This is a genomic window from Chitinophaga vietnamensis, assembly GCF_902167635.1.
Classification (GTDB): Bacteria; Bacteroidota; Bacteroidia; order Chitinophagales; family Chitinophagaceae; genus Chitinophaga; species Chitinophaga vietnamensis.
The window spans coordinates 35,432-59,655 of sequence record NZ_CABHMS010000001.1 but is presented as its reverse complement, the minus strand read 5'-3'; the positions used below and the strand labels follow the sequence as shown (position 1 = coordinate 59,655).

17 protein-coding genes are annotated in these 24,224 nt (G+C 48.8%); 9 read left to right on the top strand and 8 right to left on the bottom strand.

The window, feature by feature from the left end:
* Positions 1-94: 94 nt before the first annotated feature.
* Entirely contained in the window at positions 95-2,755 is a 2,661-nt protein-coding gene (locus tag FPG75_RS00235; RefSeq protein ID WP_143304491.1) for a tail fiber domain-containing protein, read from the bottom strand.
* A gap of 175 nt (positions 2,756-2,930) precedes the next feature.
* Complete coding sequence (locus FPG75_RS00230) at positions 2,931-3,584, bottom strand: carboxypeptidase-like regulatory domain-containing protein (RefSeq protein WP_236654195.1); 654 nt, start codon at positions 3,582-3,584, stop codon at positions 2,931-2,933.
* A 271-nt stretch (positions 3,585-3,855) separates the two neighbouring features.
* On the opposite strand from FPG75_RS00230, the gene prs reads away from it, so the two are divergent.
* The 5 genes from prs to FPG75_RS00205 all read left to right on the top strand — a co-directional run bounded on the left by prs (position 3,856) and on the right by FPG75_RS00205 (position 11,222).
* Positions 3,856-4,791 carry a ribose-phosphate diphosphokinase gene (gene prs / locus FPG75_RS00225; RefSeq protein WP_143304489.1) on the top strand — a complete coding sequence of 312 codons (936 nt, stop codon included), beginning with the start codon at positions 3,856-3,858 and terminating at the stop codon, positions 4,789-4,791.
* A gap of 32 nt (positions 4,792-4,823) precedes the next feature.
* On the top strand, positions 4,824-5,270 hold the full coding sequence (locus FPG75_RS00220) for a GNAT family N-acetyltransferase (RefSeq protein WP_143304488.1): 447 nt from the start codon (positions 4,824-4,826) through the stop codon (positions 5,268-5,270).
* Between the two features lie 132 nt (positions 5,271-5,402).
* Entirely contained in the window at positions 5,403-8,837 is a 3,435-nt protein-coding gene (locus FPG75_RS00215; RefSeq protein ID WP_143304487.1) for a SusC/RagA family TonB-linked outer membrane protein, read from the top strand.
* 9 nt (positions 8,838-8,846) lie between these two features.
* Positions 8,847-10,334, top strand: a complete 1,488-nt coding sequence (locus FPG75_RS00210) for a SusD/RagB family nutrient-binding outer membrane lipoprotein (RefSeq protein WP_143304486.1) — start codon at positions 8,847-8,849, stop codon at positions 10,332-10,334.
* A 168-nt stretch (positions 10,335-10,502) separates the two neighbouring features.
* Positions 10,503-11,222 (top strand): DUF2490 domain-containing protein, encoded by a 720-nt coding sequence (locus FPG75_RS00205; RefSeq protein ID WP_143304485.1) that lies wholly within the window; start codon positions 10,503-10,505, stop codon positions 11,220-11,222.
* On the opposite strand, the gene FPG75_RS00200 is transcribed toward FPG75_RS00205, so the two are convergent.
* From FPG75_RS00200 to FPG75_RS00190, 3 genes are all read right to left on the bottom strand, one after another.
* Entirely contained in the window at positions 11,223-11,711 is a 489-nt protein-coding gene (locus FPG75_RS00200) for a YcxB family protein (protein WP_143304484.1), read from the bottom strand.
* A gap of 21 nt (positions 11,712-11,732) precedes the next feature.
* Complete coding sequence (locus FPG75_RS00195) at positions 11,733-12,245, bottom strand: hypothetical protein (protein ID WP_143304483.1); 513 nt, start codon at positions 12,243-12,245, stop codon at positions 11,733-11,735.
* 581 nt (positions 12,246-12,826) lie between these two features.
* Positions 12,827-16,141: a vitamin B12-dependent ribonucleotide reductase gene (locus FPG75_RS00190; RefSeq protein ID WP_143304482.1), complete on the bottom strand. Its 3,315-nt coding sequence runs from the start codon at positions 16,139-16,141 to the stop codon at positions 12,827-12,829.
* A 344-nt stretch (positions 16,142-16,485) separates the two neighbouring features.
* Here FPG75_RS00190 and FPG75_RS00185 point away from each other — a divergent pair, with 344 nt between their 5' ends.
* Positions 16,486-17,241, top strand: a complete 756-nt coding sequence (locus FPG75_RS00185; RefSeq protein ID WP_143304481.1) for a phosphoglycerol geranylgeranyltransferase — start codon at positions 16,486-16,488, stop codon at positions 17,239-17,241.
* A 107-nt stretch (positions 17,242-17,348) separates the two neighbouring features.
* On the opposite strand, the gene FPG75_RS00180 is transcribed toward FPG75_RS00185, so the two are convergent.
* Complete coding sequence (locus FPG75_RS00180; protein ID WP_143304480.1) at positions 17,349-18,077, bottom strand: LytR/AlgR family response regulator transcription factor; 729 nt, start codon at positions 18,075-18,077, stop codon at positions 17,349-17,351.
* Between the two features lie 102 nt (positions 18,078-18,179).
* Complete coding sequence (locus FPG75_RS00175) at positions 18,180-19,088, bottom strand: sensor histidine kinase (RefSeq protein WP_236654185.1); 909 nt, start codon at positions 19,086-19,088, stop codon at positions 18,180-18,182.
* 399 nt (positions 19,089-19,487) lie between these two features.
* On the opposite strand from FPG75_RS00175, the gene dxs reads away from it, so the two are divergent.
* From dxs to FPG75_RS00160, 3 genes are all read left to right on the top strand, one after another.
* On the top strand, positions 19,488-21,413 hold the full coding sequence (gene dxs, locus FPG75_RS00170; protein WP_143304478.1) for a 1-deoxy-D-xylulose-5-phosphate synthase: 1,926 nt from the start codon (positions 19,488-19,490) through the stop codon (positions 21,411-21,413).
* 78 nt (positions 21,414-21,491) lie between these two features.
* The gene (locus tag FPG75_RS00165) at positions 21,492-22,538 is read left to right on the top strand and encodes a ferredoxin--NADP reductase (protein ID WP_143304477.1); all 1,047 of its coding nucleotides are present in this window, start codon (positions 21,492-21,494) and stop codon (positions 22,536-22,538) included.
* Between the two features lie 95 nt (positions 22,539-22,633).
* Complete coding sequence (locus tag FPG75_RS00160; RefSeq protein WP_143304476.1) at positions 22,634-23,803, top strand: PAS domain-containing protein; 1,170 nt, start codon at positions 22,634-22,636, stop codon at positions 23,801-23,803.
* Here FPG75_RS00160 and FPG75_RS00155 read toward each other — a convergent pair.
* The gene (locus FPG75_RS00155) at positions 23,800-24,183 is read right to left on the bottom strand and encodes a hypothetical protein (RefSeq protein ID WP_143304475.1); all 384 of its coding nucleotides are present in this window, start codon (positions 24,181-24,183) and stop codon (positions 23,800-23,802) included. The genes FPG75_RS00160 and FPG75_RS00155 overlap by 4 nt on opposite strands.
* Between the last annotated feature and the right edge of the window lie 41 nt (positions 24,184-24,224).

The window sequence follows — 24,224 nt, the reverse complement described above, 5'->3', positions numbered from 1 at the left end:
GTATAATCCGGATTATTTTTTTCAAATTCTTCATCATGATAAATGCCCGGCAGCGGGCCGCTGCCGGGCATTTACAAAAAATGGCGTCTGATCTTTATTTTTTAAATTGCGCTTCTATCGTTTCTATCCGCTGCAAAACTTCTTCCAGCTTTGCTTTCAGCGTATCGTTCTCTTTTTTGAGCAGCCGGTTTTGTTCGTGGAGTTCCTGTAAGGCTTTCATCGTGATAGCGAGTGAGCTGTTTGTATCGAACTTGTCGTGACGTTTTGTAGCGAAGTGCCAGTCGGTACTATCGGCGATGATGCCTATACGCAGGTCTTCTGCGGGATCATCTTTATAAATAAATTGTTTGATCCGTACTTTCATCAACAATGCGAGGGCATCTTCGTTGAAGTCGGCGATATTCTTTTTGAAACTGGCTTTGGAGCCCTGAAAGAAGCCAGTAGCGTAAATACCGCCACCGGCGTCCCGTTGTGCGATGGTATTCGCCGTTCCGGTAGTAGCGGTAGCAGTGCTCACGAGATAACCATTGGCATCGGTGCCGAGCACAGTAGCATTGGTAAGTGCAGATAGTTTATATCCACTGCCATCGATCACCAAAGAACGTTGATTGCTGCCAGTGGTACCACCGAATATGGTCATCGGCATAAAGGCGCTGGCAGTTCTGTCGTAGCCCATTACAACAGCAGTAGTTGTTCCGCTAACAGCAGTTACGCCAATTTCAGCAGCCGGACCAGCCATATTAACGGCAGACCAATTACTATCGAACCATCCTTTAAAACGGCCCTGGCCCGTAGTTTCCAGCTGCCCGCTGCCGCCAAGTCGCGCTACTTGTGTTGTACCCGCATAAAATTTATAGCCTACACTGTTATTATTTACTGGTGTAGAAAACCAGGTATGGGAAGGTTCGATGCCAATGGCATAATCATTCAGGGTAGATGATATTGCAGGATACAAGATCACTTTATAGCCGGCGCTTCTGTTGTTGAAAGATGGCGGCGCCACACCCGCTGAATTAAATTGAAAGGTATTGGCAGTGATATTATTTAACAACATTGAACCGCCATCGTAGATCAGATTGCTGGGCTGCACGTTAAGCGTGCCTTTCAGCGAATTGTAATTAGGAATAAGTACAACATTACCGTTATCGCTGAGCAGGTTCACATCCCTGTTAACGGTAGATGTTTTACCAACGAAGCCGGTTCTGGTAGCACCATCTTTTTCCATGAAGGCGATATAAGAAGAATTCAGATTGCCGGTATCAGAGCCTCTGATGCGGGAAGAGGTGGCAGCAACGAAGCCGGAAGCCATATCCACTACACCACTGGAGCGTACCAGTCGTAACGGAGTACCTAAAAAATTACCGGCATTATCATACCTGTTGAAATTCAGGTTAGTGCCTTGATTATTGGCGGCCTCGCCATCAGTTTTTGTGATAGACCATCTGAGATTGGAGCCCTGTGCGCTGGTACCGTTGAAGATGTCGATATCTCTCAAAGGACCGTCCGGCGTGCCATAAATGGCGGCCCTTCCCATCACATTGGTACCACTGATCCAGGAATTACCGGTTTGTGCAGCTGTGACTTGATTTTGAATATAGTTAGTACCACCGGATGCAGGTGCGAACAATGCCGTATTGTTTATGAGATCGCCGTTAGCATCTGTTCCCAACACATTTACATTTCCGAACTTACCATTTGGTCCTTCCAGCCTGATGTTGGTGGACCTGATCCTGATCCTGTTCATGAAGGCTGCGCCCACTCTCGGCCCCAGTACCATACTGCCGGAATCCGGCGCATCCACCCAGAGCCGTTTTCCGGGGCCTGGCCAGGCTGTCAACGTTGCATCCAGGTTATCACTGTACAACGCGAATCCCTGCTGCAGGTCCATGAGCATATTGGCTCCGCTCAGTGTTTTATTGAAAATAATATTATTGTTACCTGTGCTGTTACTGTTAGCAAGTGTTGTGGCTAGCCCGATATTCGATGCCGCTGCACCAATATCTCCCGGCGTAAGTGTACGTGTAGTCATGGCCGTTATATGTCCGGCATTATTGGTCGTAAGGCCGGCAAGTACGTTAGCGCCGGTAAGCGCCGGTGTGAAAGCCATACCAGCCGGGTGATTGCCGGCATGCCATACATTGCTGCCGTTGTAGATCATACGGTCGCGCCCCAGCGACAACACGTCCAGCTTGCCTGGCCCCGCAATGGCATTACTGCGGAATATCCAGCCCTCGTTGTCGTTGTCGGCAGATTCGAAGATCATATTACCAGGAGGAGTGTCTTGCGCTGATTCTACAAATATCTTCCAGTAATCTGTATTGTAATACCAGGCCAACCCATTGGATGGGTTGCCTGAAGCGCTGTTGAAACGGATCTCTTTGGTGGTGGTATTACCACGCGATATCACACTTTCCAATGTTTCGGCATACAAAGGTGCAGGCACTGCGTAGACGATACCATTTTTCACATAAGCAATACTGTCGCCTTTACGATAGATGGTATCTATTGAAGCGCTCTTCATAGCGCTGATATCAAGCGTATCCTGGCCTGTGATAGCAATTTTGCTGTTACCGATCTGTTGCAAACGGATCTTTCTGAACTCTGTACGGCCTTTACCTTTATTGAAAAGATAGCCACTTACATTTTGCGTCCTGTTTTCGAGGATCAGTTCCGCTGTATCACAAGTATTGTAGATACGTACAGTATCCGCCTTGATCTGATAAACTTTCTGCGCGTGCGCTACAATAGTTAACAAAAGAAAAAAAAGAAAAATAGGTGATGCTTTCATCAGGTACCAGGGATAAAAATTTCATTACAATATAGGTTACTACTGCTATGCAGATGGGTATGATCATGCATTTTCCTGTTCTCTACAGGCAACTCAAAGCTAAGTATTATTTCGTTTTATTTTCAGGTGAAATGCCACATGATTACTTCCCCGCGCTGCTATCAGGTTTACGGCCTTTCTCCTGCTGGTATTGCTCGAATGTTTGCTTGATGTACAACAGCAGGTCGTACTCCGATGCATTGTTGAGGAATTGGTAACCGGGACGGTACCGGTACATAAATGAATCCAGCTCGGGGCTCTCGAGCTTGGTCATTTTGGCTACTATTTCGGGGGAATAACGGTAATCAATATACTTTTCTTTTTCCCAGTAAAGGAGCTGTTCGTGAAACTGCTCTTTACGTTTGCGCACTTTGCTGGGTACCAGGTACGACAATGCCGTGATAGGGTTGGCAGGTAACGTTTTCAATACATCCATCGCGCCAGGTTTGCGGTAGTTGAAGTAACGGCCGTATTCATCGCGCATCGCCAGTGAATCTGAACGGTGGTTGCGGGCTTTCACATTCACGCCCTGCAAATCAAACAAGCGCTTCTGAAGATAAATATCCATCGATGCCGACATACCCGGCGTAATGATCTGTTTTTGTGCATAACTAAGCATGGAAAACTCCAATGTATCACCTGGCATCGACATAATGAAGTAATGCCCGCTCTCATTACTGAGCGTGCCCGTCATCGTCCTCTTATTGACAATTGAAACAAAAGGTAATCCTGCCTTAGTGTCCTGATCCGCTACCATACCAGACATGCGCACCTGTGCAACAGTATCCTGCAGGTTAATGAAAAAGAATAAAAACAGTGCTCCGATATATACAGCTAAACGAATCATGAATATTGTAAATCAGTCAAATTTAAACTTCCGCCCGCTAATGAAAAGTTAAAATAGCGGCTACTGGCTGTTTAGCAAACAACGTTCCGACTTGCCACGGCCGCAAAAATATTAATAATCAGCCGTATAAGTATCCTCCTAATCCATATTATTAAGTAATTTTACCATTCACATCCTTGATATGTCACAAAAGATCATATTCGCCACACAACATTATCAATATCTTAAAGACAGGCTCCTGGCCTTATCTGTGCCACAATGGGAAAATGGTGAACTCGATATCCGCGATTTTCCGGATGGCGAACATTATCACCGCATCCTCACCCACGTTGGCAATCGCGATGTAGTGCTGCTCGGCGGAACGATCGACGACAAAGAAACATTGGAGCTCTACGACCTCGCCAGTGGCTGCATTCAGCTCGGCGCCTGCTCCGTCACCATCGTAATACCCTACTTCGGTTACTCTACCATGGAGCGTGCAGTAAAATACGGCGAGATCGTAAAAGCCAAAACCCGCGCGGTACTGTTCTCTTCACTGCCATCCACTTCGCAAGGCAACAAGATCGTGATGATCGACCTGCATGTAGATGGTATCACCCATTACTTTGAAAGCGCAGTCAGACCCATACACCTGTATGCAAAAGATTTTGTGAAAGATGCTGCCATGCAGCTCGCCAATGGCCGCCCATTCGTGCTCGCCAGCACCGACGCCGGCCGCGCCAAATGGGTAGAATCTCTCGCCAACGATCTGCACGTACCCGCCGCATTCGTATTCAAACGCCGCCTCTCCGGAGAAGAAACCGCCATCACCGCCATCAACGCCGACGTTAAAGACCAGACCGTCATCATCTACGACGATATGATCCGCACCGGTGGCTCACTCATACATGCTGCCGAAGCCTACCGCAATGCCGGCGCACGCGATATATTCGTTATCACCACCCACGGCATTTTCGCCGGCAAAGGATTTGAAAGGATTAAAAAATCTGGACTCATCAAAAAAATGATCTGCACAGATACACACCCCAACGCACTCACCATCCATGATGGTATGCTGGAAGTGAAATCTGTCGATCAACTTATCTTGAACTATTTCGAAGGACTGCAATTCAGTTAAAATTTTGCACGCAATAAAAAACCAATCGACACATGCTCAATTTTCGTATGATCGAATACGGTAGTTGCGATTACCACGACATGGTAGCGCTGCGCGATACTGTATTGCGAAAACCCCTGGGACTCACATTCTCCAAAGAATACCTGCAACAAGAGATCAACGACATACTGATCGGAGGCTTTATTACCACACCGGAAGAAACATTCCTGGCAGGCTGCTGCATCCTCAGCCCTGTGGATGAAGATACCCTGCAACTCAGGCAGATGGCCGTTTCACCACGGCTGCAAGGCCAGGGCATCGGAAGTGAAATCATCACCTTTGCCGAACAACAAGCCATCAACAACGGCTTCAACATCCTCATGATGCATGCCCGCAAAGAAGCCACCGGCTTCTATCTCAAACTAGGATACCAAATCTGTGGAGATGAATTTACAGAAGTGGGAATACCGCACTACGAAATGAGGAAAAATCTGGAATAACACTTTTTTTTGCCCGGAACCCCATTGTACAAAGCGTTTTGATTGTATTGTTATATGATATGTATCCGTATAACAAGAAACAGTCAGGACGACTTACGGTCAAAAAATTTATAACCAAATCTCAGTAAGATAATGAGAAGCCATGTACTAGCCTTGTCGGGGCTGTGCTATGCCTTTTTCTGCTATACCTCCAGCAGCGCATACACAATCCCCCGCGGGTACCTGTTGAGCCGGCAACAGCAAGACACCACCACCCCCGTGGTTGTTAAACCTGCTGCCGACACTACGCCAAAAGCAAAACAGGATACCACAAAAAAACCTGATGCTGATACTGTAAAGAATGGCGTCATCCAGCCACCAGACGATACTACTATCAGAAAAGAGATCGGAAAATTTCCACTCACAGGTACTGTGAAAGATGATAAAGGCACCCCCATACCCGGCGCCACCGTCAGAAATAAAACCACCGGCGTGATCGGCCAGTCCGATCCCGAAGGCAGCTTCACTATCAAAGCAGGCATCAATGATGAGATCGTCGTAAGCGCGCCCACCTTCGGCGAACAACTCATCAAAATCGCCAAACGCGCGCCTGTCAACGTACAACTTACTCCTTCCAACGCTACCAAAAAAGTATTGTCGGAAGTAGTTGTTACCGCACTCGGTATCAAAAGGAATCCGCGCGCAGTAGGTTACGCCATGCAGGAAGTAAGCGGCAGCGCCGTACAGGAAGCAAAAGAAGTGAACTTCGTCAACGCATTGAGCGGAAAAGTGCCCGGCCTGCAAGTCAATACCAATACAGGTTCCATGGGCGGTTCTTCCAAGATCACTATCCGCGGTGTGAAATCTATCCTCGGTGATAACAACGCTTTCATCGTAGTAGATGGCGTTCCCATCGTCAACAATAACACCAACCAGTACGGACAACTGAATGGTGGCGGCGGTTACGACTTCGGTAGCCCGCTGCAGGATATCAACCCGGAAGATATCGAAAACATCTCCGTGCTGAAAGGCGCCGCCGCCACTGCATTGTACGGCAGCCGCGGCGCTAATGGCGTACTGCTCATCTCCACCAAAAAACGTCCCGACCAGGAAAAAGGTATCGGCGTAACTTACAGCCTCAATGCCCAGATAGATCAGGTATATGTACTGCCTAAATACCAGAACCAATACGGCGGCGGCGCTAATGGCAAGTTCGATACGCTCTACTATAATCAACATCCAGAAGGATTCCTCAACGCACAAAGCGGCGCTTATGACGATAACAACGGTAAAGGCCGTTACGATCTCCTGCCGCAATATTATGAAGACGCCTCCTGGGGACCCAAGCTGGACGGGCGTTTGGTAAGGCCTTACTGGTCATGGGATAAAAACAAAAACAACCCTTACTTCGGTAAAACAACACCTTGGGTAGCACAACCCAATAATGTCAAAGATTTTTATAGAACAGGATTTACACTTACCAACAACATCGCGATGAGCGGCAACAATGATAAAGGCGGCTTCCGCCTGTCGTATGGTAACATGAGCCAAAGCTTCATCCTGCCTAACTCTTCGCTGCATCGTAATAATCTCTCCTTCAACGGTAACTATAAACTGGCGAAAGGCCTCACCGCCGTTGCAGCCATGAACTACAGCGCGCTCGCCGCCAAAGCAAGGCCAGGCACCGGTTTCACAGGCCCTAATCCTACCTTGCAATTCACCATGTATGGCCAGCGCCAACTGGATAACGAGATGGAGAAAAGATATCAATACGCCGATGGATCACAGATAACCTGGAACCGCAAATCCTGGAACGATCCTACACCGGCATCATCCAACGGCCCATACTGGAACCGTTACAAAGACTATGAAACAGATAGCCGCAACCGCCTCTTCGGCTTCGCCGGCCTCGATCTCGAAGCCACCAAATGGCTCTCCTTCAGCGGTCGCGTATACATGGATGATTATAATACTTTGGAAGAAGAAAGAACAGCAAAAGATTATTTCGTAGGACTTTACACCAAGCGTATCCGCACTTCCAGGGAAATGAACTACGAGCTCACCGCCAACATCAGGAAGGAACTGGGCAAAGACTTCTTGCTCAGCGCCACTGCCGGCGGCAACATCATGCACCGCAAATGGACCGTTACCGGCGGTAGCACCGTAGGTGGCCTCATCATCCCGGATGTATATAATCTCAACAACTCGGTATCTCCTGCACAACCGATCGATGAATACTACGAAAAACAGATCAACTCCGCCTTCGCCACCGCCAACCTCGGTTTCAGGAACATGCTGTTCCTCGACCTCACCGGCCGCAGTGATTGGAGCTCCACATTGAAGAAAGGGAATAACCAATACTTCTATCCATCCGCATCATTGTCGTTCGTATTCTCCGATCTGTTGAAAGACTGGAAATGGCTCTCCTTCGGTAAACTGAGAGGTAGCGTGGCCGCCGTAGGTAACGATGCCGATCCATACCGCATCTACGATTCATACGCATTCGTACCGCCTTTCGGCAACAACCCGATATCACAGTTCTCTCCTGTCAAATTCAACCAGGACCTCAAACCGGAGCGCACCACGGAATATGAGGCAGGCGTTGAACTGAAATTCCTCGATAACCACATCGGTGTGGACTTCACCTTCTACAACCGTACCACTAAAGATCAGATCATCACCCTGCAAATACCCGCTGCCACAGGCTTTACCGGCACTTATGTAAACGGCGGCAGTGTACAGAACCGCGGTATAGAAGTAGGCCTGAACCTCAATCCCATACGCCTGAAAAATGGCTTCCGGTGGGATATCAACGCTAACGTGGCCCGCAACCGCAACAAACTGCTGAACATGGATATCGCGCAGTACAATACCTCGCTGCCCATGCTCGTGATCGGCACCGACCGCCGTACCCAGAAAGTGTCTGTGGTAGCGAAAGTAGGCGAAGCGCTCGGCACCATCATGGGTACAGACTATGTGTATGATGATAAAGGCAACCGCAAAGTAGATGCAAAAGGTTTCTATCAGGTGAGTGAAGTTAAACCTATCGGTAACGCCTATCCGGATTATGTAGGCGGTATCACCAACACCTTCACCTGGAAAGGCATCTATCTTTCTGCACTCATCGATTTCCAACACGGCGGTAACTTTTTCTCTTACACCAATCTGTATGGCGAAAAGTCCGGCCTGCTGGAAAGCACGGTGGCCAACGGTATCCGCGAAAAAGGTATCGTTGTTCCCGGCGTAACAGATGATGGTCATCAAAACACAACGGTCATCTCTGCCAAAGACCATTTCAATTTCAATGGGGGTAATGTGATCAGTAAAGCTAATCTGTATGATGCGAGCTATGTTTATTTGAGAGAAGCCAAGATCGGTTATAACCTGCCGGAGTCCTGGTATAAAAAGATCAAAGCCCAGGGCGCCCGTCTGTCGCTCTACGGACGTAACCTCTGGCTGATCCATTCCAACGCACCCAATGTGGATCCGTCCAACATCATCAATTCCTCTTCCAATATCCAGGGGATTGAAGGCGGCGCCTTGCCATCTCTCCGGTCTTATGGCGTTAACCTCAATGTATCATTCTAAAATTTGAAGATGATGAAAAGTATGTTGAAATATAGCAGCACCCTACTCTTACTGGCGCTCCTGGCTATCGCCGGCTGTAAAAAGTTCGACGATATGAACCGCGACCCTACCAAACCTACTACTGCGCAACCGGCGTACCTGCTTACCGGTGCGCAGAAAGCCACCATGGACCTGCTTTACAGCGGATTACAAAATGGCTACATTGCGATGGAATTTGCACAATACTGGACCGGCAACTCCCGCACCAACGATGCGCAATACCAGCTGGACGAAGGAAACAACGCCACGCTCTGGAATAACCTGTACAGCATCGCGCTGCACGACCTCGACGAGCTGGTGAAACAGAACGATGCCAAAGCTGATAAATCCGGCGTTGCCAACCAGAATGCCATCGCCAAGATCATGAAAGCATGGATATTCCAGATACTGGCAGATACCTACGGCAACGTGCCCTACTCCGATGCATTCAAGGCAAGCACCAACATCACGCCCAAATATGATGATGCACAAACTATCTACAAATCCCTGATAGATACTGTGCAGGCGCAGATCGCCGTACTGGACTCTTCGCAGGCGGGCTTCAATAGTGGTGATATCATCTACAATGGAGATGTGATGAAATGGAAGAAACTCGCGCATTCCCTGTTGCTGCGTTTCGCTATCCGCATGGCCGATGCCGATAAAGCCACCGCCCAGCGCATCATTGAAGCGCATTACAAAGATGCCTTCAGCAGTAATCTCGACAATGCAGATTTCAAATACCAGGAAACAGCGCCCAATAAATTCCCGTTCAATGAATCGGAACGCGCCATCAGCGATTTCTTTGTCAGTTCCACACTGGTGGATTACATGAAAAGCGTGAGCGACCCGCGCCTGCCCATCTATTGCCGGCCCGCGCCTGCAACGGATACCATCAAAGGCATGCCTTATGGCTCTTCCAACTCAGATCCTAACCGTTTGTCGCCGGATCATTATTCCTATCCCGGCAAACAGATCTACAGCGCCACAATGCCCGGCACGCTCATGAGTTATGCAGAAGTGGAGTTTATCCTGTCAGAAGCGGCAGCACGCGGCTTTGCCGTAGGCGATGCCGCCACGCATTATCAGAATGGCGTCACCGCCTCTATCAACTACTGGCGTATACTTACCAACAACACAGATATTACAGACCATACAATTCAGGCCTATCTTACACGCGTGCCGTACGATGCGGCCGACTGGAGGAATGTTATCGGTACACAAAAATGGTTGGCCCTGTATCCACAGGGCTTTCAGGCCTGGTTTGAAAGAACAAGGCTGCACTTTGCACGCCCTGGCGGCCAGCCGCTGTTCATAGCGCCGGTATCAGGCTCTGTGGATCCCAGCGTCAGCTTTGTGCCGTACCGACTCACTTATCCTCAATCAGAACAAACACAGAACCAGGCTAATTACAATGCCGCTTCTTCCGCTATCGGCGGAGATAAGAAAGGCACCAAGCTGTGGTACAATAAATTTTAACAAACCAGCAACCATCGCTAAACAACAATCAACAGGCGCCCGAGATCAGCCACCAAAGCTGGTCCGGGCGCTTCCCTTTTACGGGGGTGCTGCTTGCGGCCAGCGCCGGCCTCTTCTTCAATCGCCCGTAAAACCCTATATTTAACCCAACCTATATTTTGCGACTATATGAGGAAAGCATTGTTCTTACTGGCATTCGTGTGCATAGCGCGAACGGCGGCAGCACAGGATATGTCACACATCTACCAACATTGGTACACCTATTTCGGTACCGTAAAGCTCCCGAATAACAAGTGGAGCGTTCCATTCGATATCCAGCTGCGGCTCAGGGATGGCATCAGCGGTAAGGGCCAGCTGCTTATGCGCGGCGGCCTGCAATATTCGGTCAACAAACAACATCACCTGTTACTGGGTTACGCCTATGTGCCCACCTACAGTGCCCCGGTGAATGCCTGGTTGCCGGAGCAACGCATCTTTGAACAGTACATCTACCGCGCGCCCAAACTGGATATGACGCATCGCTTCCGGCTGGAACAGCGCTGGGTGGCGCAGCCCAATGCAAGCGGCCCGCACATGCCCGTCAATGACTGGAAATACGGCAACCGCCTGCGTTATTTCAATCGCACGCAACTGGCCATCAAACACAAAAAAGCGCCCACGCCATTCTATGTAGCATTACAGGATGAGATCTTCCTGAACCTCTGGGGCAACCAGATCAGCAACCTGCTCTTCGATCAGAATCGCTTCCTCCTGGCCGCCGGCTATCAGTTCAATAGCAACCTGAAAGCCGATATCGGTTATATGAACCAGTTGGTGCAGGCAAACAGCGGCGCCAGGACAATGAATCATATCCTGCATTTTGCTGTATTTCAAACTTTGCAACTGTAATTATTTGTAATTGGAAACTTTCGTTTTCAGCAGCGACGCGAAATGATTGTAGGCCTCTTCCGATTGAAAAGCACTGGTGGGGATAAGAAAGAAAGTTTTTTTGTCGCGGTACAGGAAGAAGAACTTTTTTGTTTCCACCACCCTGGAAAAATTATTCCAGCCGATGGAACGTGGGTGGTTGCTGGACCGGGTAGAGATCAGCAGGCCTTCATCAGAATATTTGAGATGGATATCGTCTTTGAAAGTAGCGGCTTTGTTGTAGATAGAGATGGGCAGGAGGAACCAGAATACCCATCCCAGTAGCAGTACCATGGCGGTTACGCCGGCCAAGGCGCCGGGAGTAACCAGCTTGAAAACGAAGCCCGCCAATGTGGCCAGTAAAAAGATGATCAGTGTGTTACGGAAAACCTTTATCTCACCCCGGTGCATAAAATGGTAGCGCAATGCATACAGCACCTCATTCTTATCGTAACTGAACTCTAATTGCATTCCGGCCTGGCAAAGTAGTTTTTATCTGTTTACAGAAATTGACAATGGATTCTCCATTTCGTCGCGTACAGTAACTGGCGCATTATTTTTCCGGGAGCGTTTTACATTGCTCAGATCGTCTTCGCTGAAGCCCGGGAAATTCTTTTTGATAAACAAAAAGTATTGTTGCAAAGTCTTGGGATCCACTTTGAACGGGAATACCAATTCCTTACCGCTTCCTTTCAAGAAGTCGTTATTATTGATCTTGTTTTCGTTCTGCAGATACCATTTGTAGAGGTCCACGATCGCATTTTCCAACTCACATTGATCCACTTTCTCCGTGTTTTCAACGCGGGGGAATAACAGCACATATTCTTCCAGTCGGAGCGGTTTAGTACTATTGTTTGCGGCCGGAGGTTTCGGATTATTGCGGTTGTCGTTGTTATCGCCGTTCTTGCCTCCTCCGTTATTATCCCCGAATTTAAACCCAGTGTTGGCATTTGCTGATGCGGCTGCGGCCAAAACTACCAACAGCAGAAACAACAGCTTTTTCATAAGGCTTAAAATTTTCGAGTTTAAAAATACAAATTATATTTCGAGTTTTCTAATAAAGGCAAAAAATGCGTAAAAACCCGCAAAAAAACAAAAGCAATGGGCGAACCATTGCTTTCGAGAGTCATTTACAGTGCATGATGAGTCATGCGGTGTAGGAATATTTGGTTTTTCATAGGACAGTAACCATAATAAAAATTAATACAATAACAAATATAATAAAATTATATCATGACGAAGGGAAAATGGCAAATATTAATATAAATCAAATACTTGAGGCAGAAATTAAATATAAATTAAAAAAAGACGCTTTTTTCGCAGATTAACTAAATATCCCAGCATCGGCTAGGCTATTTGGAACAATTGAAGGAGAAACTCATCTGGTAGAAAGACCTGTTTAACAGGCCGTCGGGAGAGAAAAAAATGAAGGGTTCTTAAAAAAAGTAAGGGCGCCTAGAAAAGCGCCCTCAATTTGTTACTATCCTATGAAAACCCTATTTGAATACAAAGGTAAGTGCATGTTATTTTTCTTTGAAATTTTAAAGGCACAATAACATATCATTAACAAGAGTTGCAACGCTCAATCAGCTACAACCCATGCTGTTGCCGCAATTGAGGCATTTGTAACAAGTGCCGGAACGAACCGTGATATGCCCGCAAACACTACAAGCCGGCGCATCACTTTGCATACTCCGCATATAGTCCTGCGTACTGTTCTCCTGTCCCTGTGCCGCTGCCATGGCCTGTTTCGCCGGCTTCGGAGCGGCCTGCTGCCCGCTGCCCGGATAAGTAACACGCACACTCGATAAGGAAGGCGCCTGTTCGTCGTCCTCTTCATCCTCTCCCGTATTGCCCGGCGCATCCAGCAGATGCACAAGATCAGTACGGCCCAGATACTCATATCCTAACACACGGAAAATATAATCGATCAGCGAAGTGGCCGATTTGATATTCGGATGATCCACCATACCCGCCGGCTCAAAACGTGTAAACACAAACTTGTCCACAAATTCTTCCAGCGGCACCCCATACTGCAATCCCACAGAAACAGCGATGGCAAAGCAGTTCATCAAACTGCGCAAGGTAGAACCTTCCTTCGCCAGGTCAATGAAGATCTCACCCAGCGTACCATCATTGTACTCTCCGGTACGCAGGAAGATAGCTTGTCCGCCCACCTTGGCCTTCTGCGTAAAACCACCCCGCTTCGAAGGCAGCGTCTTACGCTCTACAATGCGCGACAGCAGCCGCTTTAGCGTAGTGTCCTTGCTGGCCAGCATACGCTTGTTCACCTCTTCCAGCAACTCTTCGATGGTGAGCTGGTCAAGGTCCATGATCTGCGCCTGTTCAGCCACCGGAGCAGCCTCGCTCTTTTTCTTCTTGTCGCTTTTGTTACTGAGCGGCTGGCTTAACTTGCTGCCATCGCGGTACAATGCGCAAGCCTTGAGGCCCAGCTCCCAGCTCATCTTGTAGGCGTCTGCAATTTCTTCTACCGCCGCTTCATTAGGCAGATTGATCGTTTTTGAAATGGCGCCCGAAATAAACGGCTGCGTAGCGGCCATCATCCGGATATGCCCGTGTGGATGGATATAACGCTCGCCATGCTTGCCGCATTTGTTAGCGCAATCAAATACGGGCAGGTGCGCTTCTTTCAGATAAGGCGCCCCTTCTACAGTCATGGTGCCACACACGTAATCATTCGCGGCATCTATCTGCTCATCGCTGAAGCCCAGTTCATGCAGCAGGCTGAACTCCATGCTGAAATATTGTTCCGGCTTGAATCCCAGCCTTTGCAGGCATTCTTCGCCCAGCGTGTATACGTTGAAAACAAAAGAAATGTCGAAGGAAGATACCACTGCCGCATCCAGTTTTTTCAGCTCTTCTCCGATAAAGCCTTTCTCACTCAAGGATTGCTGGTTGATATACGGCGCACCGGCGAAACTGCCGGTACCTTTGGCATAATCCACGATTGCCTTGATCTCGTTGGGCTTGTATCCCAGGTTGTGCAAGGCCACAGGTATCGATTGGTTAATGATCTTGAAATAACCGCCGCCGGATAATTTTTTAAACTTCACCAGTGCGAAATCAGGTTCCACACCGGTTGTATCACAATCCATCACCAGGCCAATCGTGCCGGTAGGCGCGATCACCGTGGCCTGCGCATTGCGGTAGCCGTGGATCTCGCCCAGTTTCACCGCTTCGTCCCAGGCCTTGGTAGCGGCCTTGAGCAGGTAGTCGGGGCAGTAGCGTGCATTGATGCCCTGGGGCCGTATTTCAAGGCCCTCATAGGCCTCTATGGCATCGTAGGCGGCCGCGCGGTGGTTGCGCATCACCCGTAGCATATCTTCCCGGTTAGGCGCATATTGCGGAAAGGCGCCCAGGTGGGCCGCCATCTCAGCGGATGTTTTATAAGCTACGCCGGTCATAATAGCGGTAATAGCGCCTGCAATGCCACGTGCTTCCTCGCTGTCGTAAGCAATACCGCTCACCATCAGCATAGAGCCGAGATTGGCGAATCCCAGTCCCAGGGTGCGATATTCGTAACTGAGCTGGGCTACCTCTTTCGACGGGAACTGGGCCATCAGCACGGATATTTCAAGTACGGTGGTCCACAGTCTTACGGTATATTCAAAGCCGGGTACATCGAAATGGTTCTGCGCTTCATCAAAGAAGCGGCGCAGGTTCACAGAAGCGAGGTTACAGGCGGTATTGTCGAGGAACATATATTCCGAACAAGGGTTGGATGCATTGATCCGGCCACCCTGCGGGCAGGTATGCCACTCGTTGATCGTTGTATCGTATTGTGTGCCGGGATCGGCGCAGCGCCAGGCGGCATAGGATATCTGGTCCCAAAGGTCTTTGGCCTTTATCGTTTTCATGGTTTTGCCGCTGGTACGGGCTTTCAGCTCCCAATCGCCATCTTCAGCCAGGCGGTGGAAGAAGCTGTTCGGTATTCGAACGGAGTTATTGGAGTTCTGGCCGGATACTGTACGGTAGGCTTCTCCTTCATAATCGGAGGAGTAGCCAGCTGCGATGAGGGCAGCCACTTTTTTCTCTTCTTCTACTTTCCAGTTAATGAAATCCAGCACTTCCGGGTGATCGAGGTCCAGGCATACCATTTTGGCGGCGCGACGGGTGGTGCCGCCGGATTTGATGGCGCCGGCGGCGCGGTCGCCAATCTTCAGAAAGCTCATCAGGCCGCTGGAAGTGCCGCCACCACTGAGTTTCTCGCCTTCGCCACGGATATGGGAAAAGTTAGTGCCCACCCCTGAACCGTATTTGAAGATGCGCGCCTCTCTCATCCAAAGGTCCATAATGCCGCCATCATTCACCAGATCGTCCTCCACACTGAGGATAAAACACGCATGTGGCTGCGGCCGTTCATAGGCGGAAGTAGACTTCTCCAATTTGCCGGTGCTTTGCTCTACATAGTAGTGCCCTTGCGGTTTTCCTTTGATACCGTAGCTTTCGTAGAGGCCGGTATTGAACCATTGTGGCGAGTTGGGAACACAGGCCTGGTTCAACATACTAAAGGTTAATTCTTCATAAAATATTTGTGCATCTTTCTCTGAAGCAAAATATCCATACCGCTCTCCCCATGCGCGCCAGCAATTGGCCATTCGGTGCACGACCTGCTTTACCGAGGTTTCGCGCCCGGTGCTGCCGTCTGGCTGTGGCACGCCGGCCTTACGGAAATATTTCTGGGCCAGGATGTCTGTCGCGATCTGCGACCAGCCCCTTGGCACTTCTACATTGTTCATCTCGAAAACAATATCTCCCCCCGGGTTCCGGATCACAGAAGAGCGTAAATCATACTCGAACTGCTCATATGGGCTCACTCCTTCTTTGGTGAAATGGCGGGAAAAGGAGAGGCCCTCCTTTGTGGTGACTTGATTTTTCATGCCCTTGATTTTTCTTAGGATTAGACAATTATGAAGACTTATAGTTACTGTGGGTGCTACTAAAATAATTTTTTAAATGCGGAGATAACTGCATTTATTATGCACAGTTTGTGGATAATTGCACAAACAGTTTTACCTGGGAGTTGTTATAAGATAAATTGAAAAATGGTAAAAAATTCGGCTTAAAATTTGTCGTAGGAGAAGCACTTCATAAACTTACATATAATAGGATAAGTATCATACCCCTCATGAATAAAAAATGAATTGTATGCATATTTACATAGCAATGTAGGTTATTAACAAAAATATTATACTTTTGCGACAACCGGAACAATGCGCTATTGATGTACAATAAAATATACACTTCGTTCATCGAAAGAAAGGCTAGGAAGGAAAAGGCATTCGCGGTTTTGATTGATCCCGATAAGGTAACCCCTGCCGGCATCATAGAACTAGCTGCAAAATGTACTGCCGCCAAAGTGGATTACATATTCCTTGGCGGTAGCCTTGTTATTACTGATCACCTGGATGAATGTGTACAGCAGCTGAAGGCCAGCTGTGATATTCCGGTGATCCTCTTCCCTGGAAGCCCTTCCCAGGTATCGCGTTACGCTGATGCCCTGTTATATCTTTCCATGATTTCCGGCAGGAATCCTGAATTGCTGATCGGCCAGCACGTTGTTTCCGCAGCAGCGGTAAAGAAGAGCGGGCTGGAAGTGATTTCCACTGGTTATATGGTGATTGACGGCGGCGCGCCTACCACTGTTTCTTATATCAGCAATGCTACGCCCATTCCGTCTGATAAAGCGGATATTGCGATGTGCACAGCCATGGCAGGAGAGATGCTGGGCATGAAAGTGATTTATATGGATGCCGGCAGCGGCGCCCGTATCCCCATCACAGAAGCCATGATCAGCAAGGTAGCCAGCCAGGTGGAAGTGCCTATCATTGTGGGGGGAGGCATCCGCGACGCGGAAAAAGCCTACCTCAATTGCAAGGCCGGCGCTGATATCATCGTAGTGGGCAACGCCATCGAAAATGATCTGTCGCTCATCAAAGAGCTGGCAGACGCCGTACACTCCGCACCGGTGACCGCCTAACGGTTACGTATATACGAGATTGAATACCTTAAATAAAGACGGGCCGGCAGATCGCCGGCCCTGATTTCTTTTAGCAATACTGGCAACAAATACACTGAAGGGAATGATCAGAGACTCATCATCTCTTTAAATTTCACGGCCTGACGGCGGCTTACCTCTATCTTCTCACCTCCGCGCATCTCCAGTAATAATCCACCATTGAAATAGGTGTCTATCTTTTCGATCATCCGCAGATTCACGATGTGCTTGCGGTTGGCGCGGAAGAAAACCCGCTCGTCCAGGCGCTCTTCGAGCGCATTGAGCGATTTCAGGATCAGCGGCTTGTTGGCCTCGAAATACACGCGCGCATAGTTACCCACACTCTCGAAGAGGCGGATCTCCTGCAGCTTTACAAACCAGCAGCGGTCGCCATCTTTCACAAACACCTGGTCATTTTCAGACAGGAGTGCGCGGATACCGCCGGCAGCCGCCAAACGGTCTTTCTCGTCCTGCTGGTGCAGCTTGTGGATCGCATCTGCCAGCCGTTTCGGCTCTACAGGCTTCAAAAGATAATCCAGCGCATTGTATTCGAACGCCTTCAGCGCATACTCGTCGTATGCTGTGGTAAAGATGACCTGTGGCGTCTTTTCCAGTTCCGCCAGCAAATCAAAGCCGGTCTTGTCCGGCATCTGGATGTCAAGAAACAGCAAATCGGGATGCAGCGTTTCGATCTTTTCTATACCATCCTTCGCGTTCACGGCTTCTCCTACCACCACTATTTCCGGGTGATCTGCCAGCAATTTTTTTAATTCACTTCTGGCCAGACGTTCATCATCTATTATCAATGCTTTTTTCATTGGCAATATGAAGTTTGGTTGATGATTAATTTATTTGTTTAATAAAAAATAGTGCCATGGCCTGTTTCAGACCACAGCGGTTTCCGTTTTAACAAGTGAAAATCATAACAACGGCATCAGCACCCTGGCCTCTACCGTATGCTCATCTTTATTCCATATCTCAAAAGAGGCCCTGTTACCAAACAAGAGACTCAGTCGTTGCCGCGTACTCTGCAATCCAAAACCATGGCCATTGAGATGGTTGCCTGTGATCTGACCTGTGTTTTCAATCGTGATCTCATGCTGCGTACCATTCAACCTCGATGCAATATATACCGTGCCGCCATTCACCACCCGCGAAATACCATGTTTGATGGCGTTTTCCACGAGCGTTTGCAGCATCATAGGCGGCACCTGCAATTCCAGGGTATCCGGATCGATCTCATACTTTACTATCAAACGTTCTTCGAAGCGGATATGTTCCAGTGCAAGGTAGTCCTTTACAATATTCAACTCGTTTTCCAGGCTCACCGTTTCCACCTTCTCCGCCGCCATCGAGCTTCTGAGGATGTTAGACAACTCAGTGATAGCGGTACGGGCGCGTTGCGGATTCTCATCTACCAGCGCACGGATACTGTTGAGCGCATTGAAGATAAAATGCGGGTTCAGCTGTGCCTTGATGGTCTTGAGTTCCAGCTCCTTCACAGTGGTTTCCAGCTTCAGGCGGTCTACCTGTGAACTACGGTTACGCTCAATATAATGCCATATGAAATAGATCAGCCACCAGATGGCGGTGATCACGACAGAAGAGATGAGCCCCAACATCGGTGGCGCCATAAAACGCCGGAAATCCAGGAATATGGTGGTGAGCGCAAAATAGTAGCCGGCATAGAGAACGGCGCCGCTGCTCAGTATCAGCCCGAAAAACAGCAATACCTGCTTTTCGAAACTGTAGTATACCCAATTGAACCGGTTAACCAGGTTGCGGAATATGTGGGTAGACACCAGCCCGAAAGCAATGAACATGGCCATGCTGATATAGTGGAATGCCCCCGGAGCCTTGTTACTAAATGTAAAAGCAAAGAAGGTATTTATCACAAAATATGCTGACCACCCCAGTATCTGACACCCCCAATATTTGGATATTTGTTTAAACATCAAATCAAATTAGTAAACTTCCCCTATATACCAAAAATACCGTATGAGTGTCCCGGATGGAACCTAATTGTTATAAATGGCGCATATGGCGGCTGACTGGCGATTGTTATATGGGAAGAATGATGTAAATAAGAAGGATATTCAGTAAATTTACCTGACAGGACGATAACCATAAGGACCACGGATCGATGAGGACCCATTAATTATCCATTCTCCGGTTAAAGACAGATTTTTACGTATTTTTGTTCCTTACAATAAACCCTGAGCCATATTATGAACATAACGGCCGGTCAACTGTTGAGCCAAATCGAGTATCCTGCTGATCTGCGAAAGCTAAGCAAAGAACAGCTTCACCAGGTGTGTGAAGAGTTACGTCAGTACATTATTGACGTTGTGAGCGTGCATGGCGGCCACTTTGCTGCCAGCCTGGGCGTAGTGGAACTCACAGTGGCACTGCACTATGTATTCAATACCCCTTATGATCAGCTGGTATGGGACGTAGGCCATCAGGCCTATGGCCACAAGATCCTCACCGGCAGGCGCGAGGCCTTTCCTACCAACAGGAAATACAAGGGGCTCAGCGGCTTTCCCAAAAGAGAAGAAAGTGAATACGACACCTTCGGCGTAGGACACTCGTCTACCTCTATCTCCGCCGCACTGGGCATGGCCATGGCCTCCCACTACAAAGGAGAGTTTGATCGCCAGCATATCGCGGTGATCGGCGACGGCGCCATGACGGCCGGTATGGCCTTCGAAGCCCTCAACCACGCCGGCGTAGCCAATGCCAACGTGCTCATCATCCTGAACGACAACTGCATGTCCATCGATCCTAACGTGGGCGCGCTTAAAGAATACCTGACAGACATTACCACATCGCCAACCTATAACAAATTGCGCGACGATGTGTGGAACCTGCTCGGCAAACTGCCGGTAGGCAAGAACTTCACCCGCGATATGGCCTCCAAACTGGAAGCCAGCCTCAAAGGCGTAGTGTCTAAATCCAGTAACCTGTTCGAATCACTTCAACTCCGTTACTTCGGCCCCATCGATGGCCACAACATCATCAAGCTGACAGACACCTTACAGGACCTGAAAGATATTCCCGGCCCGAAACTGCTGCATATCGTTACCACCAAAGGTAAAGGCTATGCCCTCGCAGAAAAGGACCAAACCACCTGGCACGCGCCAGGCCTGTTCGACAAGATCACCGGCGAGATCTTCAAAAAGACCGCCGACAGGCCACAGCCGCCAAAATACCAGGATGTTTTCGGTCATACGCTCATCGAGCTGGCAGAACAAAATGATAAGATCATTGGCATCACACCAGCGATGCCTTCCGGCTCTTCTCTCAAATTCATGATGGAGAAAATGCCGGACCGCGCATTTGACGTGGGCATCTGCGAACAACACGCCGTAACCCTTTCCGCCGGTATGGCTACACAAGGCATGCGCGTGTTCTGCACCATCTATTCTTCCTTCTTCCAGCGTGCCTTTGACCAGGCGGTGCATGATGTGCTTATCCAGAAACTGCCGGTAGTCTTCTGTCTTGACAGAGCCGGCCTGGTAGGCGAGGATGGCCCTACACATCACGGCGCCTACGATATCGCGTATATGCGTGGTATCCCCAACGTGATCATCAGCGCACCGATGAACGAAGAAGAGATGCGCAACCTCATGTACACCGCACAGCTGCCTGATAACAAGTTGCCCTTCGTGATCCGCTACCCGAGAGGCCAGGGCGTAATGCCGGAATGGCGCACACCGTTCAAAGCCATCAAACCCGGCACGGGCCGCAAACTCCGCGATGGTAAAGATATTGCCATTCTCTCCCTCGGTCACCCCGGTAACTTCGTTACTGACGCGATCAAAGAACTGACTGCCGACGGCCTGCAACCAGGGCACTATGATATGCGCTTCGTAAAACCACTGGATGAAAACCTTCTCCATGAAGTGTTCCAGCAATATGATAAAGTATTGACGGTAGAAGACGGCGCCGTTGTTGGCGGCTTTGGAAGCGCCATCCTCGAGTTCATGGCGGCCCATCACTACACCGCAGAAGTGCGTATGCTCGGTATCCCCGACAGAACCATCGAGCATGGCAAACCGGAAGAGCTCTACCGCGAATGCGGCTACGACGCTGCCGGCATCGCGAAAACAGTACGGGAAATGATGAAAGAAAAAATTACTGTAACTATATAATTACGGGACTACGTGAAGATCGGCCCTTGAAGCGCTTAAAGCGTTTCAAGGGCTTTTCGCTTAGGGCCGCTATAACTTATGTTTCTTCAGTTAAGGATCACCGATATCATCAGGGAAACAGCAGATACCTACACGTATCGCCTCGAAAACACGCAACCAGCGCCGGTTAGCTATCTGCCCGGGCAATTCCTCACATTCATCATCTCTCTACATAACAAAGAATATCGCCGCTCTTACTCGCTCAGTTCTACGCCGGGTATCGACCCGTACTTGTCAGTAACGGTGCGCAAAAAAGAAAATGGCGAAATATCCAGGCACATCCTGCAGAACTGGAAGGTGGGAGATGTGGTAACTTCTTTAGAGCCTTCGGGCCGCTTCACGCCAGGGAAGCCGGTTTCAACGCCCCGCGATATTTTCCTGCTGGCGGCTGGCAGCGGTATCACGCCGGTGTATGCCATCCTTAAACATTTGCTGCATGCAGAGCCCAGCGCACGCATCACACTGATCTACAGCAATACCACACCGGAGCGCAGCATTTTCCTGAACGAGATCCGGGCGCTGGAAACCCGCTACAGCAGCCAGTTACAGGTATTATATCTTTACAGTAATGATCCTGACACACATCATACCTACCGCCGCCTGAGTAATATCCTGCTGGAAATGTTGGTATCCGACAGGCTGCTGTATGATAAAAGCGCTGCTGAATTTTTTCTCTGCGGCCCGCCGGATTATATGCGCATGATCCTGCTCACGCTAACATTCATGGGCTTCCGCGAGGATCAGCTGCATAAAGAGAATTTTGTGGTGAATACGGACGTGCGCATCGCCAGAACGCCCTTGCCGCAGGATAGCAGTTTGAAGAAAGTGACCATACAATTGCGCAATCAGACTTATGAGCTGGATATCCCCGGTAATGAGCCTATCCTTCAGTTTGCGCTGGAGCATGCCGTAGGCTTGCCTTACAGCTGTAAAGGCGGCGTTTGCGGCTCCTGTACTGCACTGTGCACGAAAGGTAAAATATGGATGTCGGTAAATGAAGTGTTGACCGAAAAAGAGCTGGCAGAAGGGCTGATACTGACCTGTGTGGGCTATGCGGCCAGTGATGAGGTGCATATTGAATTATGATATGTCATAATGCAAATTATATTGTCAATCATAATCGTCTGAGATTATTTTTCGATTGTAATTATTTTTCCTAAATTCTGCTGAAAATCCGGTAAATGCGACGCACTCCGCTGAAAGTTGCTAGTCTGTGTTTGTTACTTGCCGCGCTTTGGATCAACAGCCTTTTTGCCATCAACAGTTATTCGGGCACCTATCCAGCGCTTTCACAGTTCCGGCATCTTTTTATTGTCAACGAAGGCCTGATCCTCACGGCTATTGCGCTACTAACGGTGGCGCTTATACGTCGTTCCTACACATCCCTGCAATACAAACGTTTGTTCGATGATCATCCCATTCCGATGTGGATCTATGACAAGGAAACGCTTCATTTCCTTTCTGTGAATAATGCCGCTGTTGAGAAATATGGTTACAGTCGCCAGGAGTTCAAACATATGACCTTGTTTGATATCAGGGAAGAAACGGAATATAATTTCCTGATGGATAATATCCGCGAACGCTGCAATGGCGTGGAATATCGTGGTCTGTGGCGGCATCGCAAGAAAGACGGTACCAATTTCTTTGTAGAACTATATGCGCATTCCGTGATGTATCAGGGCAGGGAAGGACGTTTCATTATGGCTAAAGATGTAGATGCACAGGTGCGCGCCGCCCGCGAAGCTACTGAACTGGGCGAGCGGTATGAATTGCTGTCGCAAGCTACCAATGATGCCGTGTACGACCGCAACCTCATCACCGACACCGTTGCCTGGAATCATGGACTACAAAGCCTTTTCCAGTACAACGGCCATGAGAACACGGATATGTTACAATGGTGGAAAGCCAATATACATCCGTCCGACAAAAAACGTGTATTGCACTCTATGGAAGAGGCCATCCGTAGCGGCAGTAAACACTGGTCGGAAGAATATCGCTTCCAGTGCGCCACGGGTCAATACAAGTATGTGGTAGACCGTGCCTACATTATGTACGACAACGAGCACAAAGTGCCGGTGCGCATGATTGGTATGATGCAGGATATTGACAAGCGTATAGAACAAACGCGGCAACTTGAAGAGCAGAACCAGGCATTGAAAGAGATTGCATGGATCAATTCACATGAAATACGGCGGCCTGTTGCTTCCATCCTCAGTATTACAGAGCTGTTCGACAGAACCAATGCGGATCTTGGCCTTAATCTTCAGTTACTGGACTGGTTATATCAATCCACTCAGCAACTGGATGAGGTCATTCACAAAATTGAATACAAAGCGAGGGAGATACGCTAGCTATTGCCTTGATGTGTAATAAAGTGGTTGAAATCGTCTTTTAATTCAACATATAATTTCTGGAATGTTTCCATGCGTTCCTGCATGGTTTGGTAATCGTCAACCGGGCGGTCGTCATGGATTACCTGCGATGGAGCATCCGATATTTTCTTTGCGCACTGTTTGATGTCGTGGAACATTTCATCTGCCACTTCGCGTTGGCGGAGGAAGCGGTTTTCAAAGCGTTCTACCAATGTCATTACCTCCCGGGGAGCTTTGCTGAGCGCGATCTGCTCTAGTCTGTCGCGCATCAGTTTTACTTCTTCTCTTACCTCGTTCACTTCTTCTTTCCAGGAGTTTATCTGCTGGTGCAGATCTGAAGGCTGTGTTGTAATTTCCATGGTGTATTGATTTATCGATTAAATGATGAGAAACCAGCTGT